Genomic DNA, 1,959 nt, shown 5'->3' on the forward strand with positions numbered 1-1,959 from the left:
GATGTGGTGATCGACGGGATCTTCGGAACGGGGCTTTCCCGCGAAGTGACCGGCATTGCAGCGCTGGTGATCGGGAGAATCAACGGGAGCAGGAAACCGGTGATCAGCATCGACGTGCCGAGCGGTCTCTTTCTGGAACGGAGGACTTCTTTTGCCGTGCGGGCTTCGGAGACGATCACGTTTCAGATTCCAAAGCTGGCTCTCTACCTGCCGGAGAACAAGGACTTCACCGGCGACGTGCGGATCGTGGATATCGGCCTGAACAGGAAGGCAATTGCCGAGGCAAAAAGCGATGTGTACTTAGCGGAGATGGGGGAGATCGCTTCCCTACTGAAGCCGCTGGCCAAATTTGCCCACAAAGGAACGGAGGGGCATGCCTTGATTGTGGGGGGAAGCCTGGGCAAGACGGGATCGGTATGCCTGGCATCGCGGGCGGCATTGAAAACGGGCTGCGGACTGGTTACGGCCTACCTGCCAAAATGCGGAATGCCGGTCGTCCAAACGGCTCTCCCGGAGGCGATGGCGGTGGAGGATGAGCAGACGGAGCATATCGGCAACATAAAGGTTGCCTTGCAGCCGGATGCAATCGGCATCGGCATCGGGATGGGGCAGCACCCGGAGACGCAGGAGGCGCTGCATGGGTTTCTCCAAAATAACCGTACCCCGCTGGTGATCGATGCCGACGGACTGAATATGCTGGCGCAGCACAAGGAGTGGATCTCGCTGCTGCCGGCCAAAACCATCCTGACGCCGCATCCGAAGGAGCTGTCGCGGCTGATTGGGGAGTGGAGCGACGACTACGACAAGATTGTGAGAACAAAGCTTTTTGCAAAGGAAAACGACCTGGTTGTGGTGATCAAAGGGGCGTACTCGCTGATCATTGATGGGGAGAGTGTTCATGTGAACAGCACCGGCACCCCGGCACTGGCTACTGCCGGCAGCGGAGACGTGCTGACCGGAATGATTACCAGCCTCCTGGCGCAGGGGTACCGGCCACTGGATGCCGCCAGGGTGGGCGTTTACCTGCACGGGATGACGGCCGACCTGACCCGGGAAACAATACATCCCCGCAGCTTTATTGCGGGTGACATCGTTGAACACATCGGAAATGCTTACAGAAAACTGGAAAAAACGAGCGAATGATTTGTAAATAATGAAATAATTGCGTACTTTTGCACCTCATTTTGCCAATAGGCTGAACAAGAAGTCGTGGTTTGCGGCTCGCCTCAGGCACGTAACGTTAAGTTATTACAAATATGTACGTCATTGTAGACATTCAGGGCCAGCAGTTTAAAGTTGAGCAGGACCAGAAATTATTTGTTCACCGGATCAACGCCGATCAGGGCGCAGAGGTGGAGTTTGAAAAAGTGATGCTCGTGGATAACGACGGCGCGGTTACCGTAGGTGCCCCCGTGGTGGAAGGAGCCAAAGTAGTAGTCGAAGTTCTTTCGCACGTGAAAGGGGACAAGGTTCTCATCTTCAAAAAGAAAAGAAGAAAAGGCTACAGAAGACTGAACGGTCACCGTCAACAGTTTTCGGAAGTGAGAGTAAAAGAAATTATTGCTTAATCAGTTAAAATCAGAAGAAAATGGCACATAAAAAAGGTGTTGGTAGTTCGAAGAACGGCCGTGAGTCGGAAAGTAAACGATTGGGCGTGAAGATATTCGGTGGTGAGGCTACAAAAGCTGGTAACATTCTCGTGCGTCAGCGCGGAACCGTACATCATCCCGGAGAAAATGTGGGCATGGGCAAAGACCATACACTCTTCGCTCTGGTCGATGGTGTAGTGGTATTTCGTAAGAGAAGGGACAACCGCTCTTTCGTATCGGTACAGCCGGTAGCACAGGCCGAAGCGTAATACGCAGTGGCCCGTACGGTGAAAGGAAACTTGAGCCATAAAATATATTTTTTAGTGGAGAACAACCTGCTTGTCTATAAGTAGGTTGTTTTTTTCTTATG

At 52.9% G+C, this 1,959-nt stretch carries 3 protein-coding genes; all 3 read left to right on the forward strand.

Translation table 11 applies throughout. The features are described from left to right. A partial coding sequence (locus B3Z75_RS08385) for an NAD(P)H-hydrate dehydratase (RefSeq protein ID WP_294070021.1) occupies positions 1 to 1,143 on the forward strand: 1,143 nt, incomplete at its 5' end. A gap of 113 nt (positions 1,144 to 1,256) precedes the next feature. Next, positions 1,257 to 1,568 (forward strand): 50S ribosomal protein L21, encoded by a 312-nt coding sequence (gene rplU / locus B3Z75_RS08390; protein ID WP_294070031.1) that lies wholly within the window; start codon positions 1,257 to 1,259, stop codon positions 1,566 to 1,568. Between the two features lie 20 nt (positions 1,569 to 1,588). Further along, on the forward strand, positions 1,589 to 1,858 hold the full coding sequence (rpmA, locus tag B3Z75_RS08395) for a 50S ribosomal protein L27 (protein WP_294070062.1): 270 nt from the start codon (positions 1,589 to 1,591) through the stop codon (positions 1,856 to 1,858). Positions 1,859 to 1,959: the final 101 nt, after the last annotated feature.

Source organism: Proteiniphilum sp. UBA1028, from assembly GCF_002316955.1.
Classification (GTDB): domain Bacteria; phylum Bacteroidota; class Bacteroidia; order Bacteroidales; family Dysgonomonadaceae; genus Proteiniphilum.

Excerpts from the sequence above, each read along its gene's own strand:
- rplU (WP_294070031.1), top strand. The coding sequence starts at position 1,257 with ATGTACGTCATTGTAGACATTCAGGGCCAGCAGTTTAAAGTTGAGCAG.
- rpmA (WP_294070062.1), top strand. The coding sequence starts at position 1,589 with ATGGCACATAAAAAAGGTGTTGGTAGTTCGAAGAACGGCCGTGAGTCG.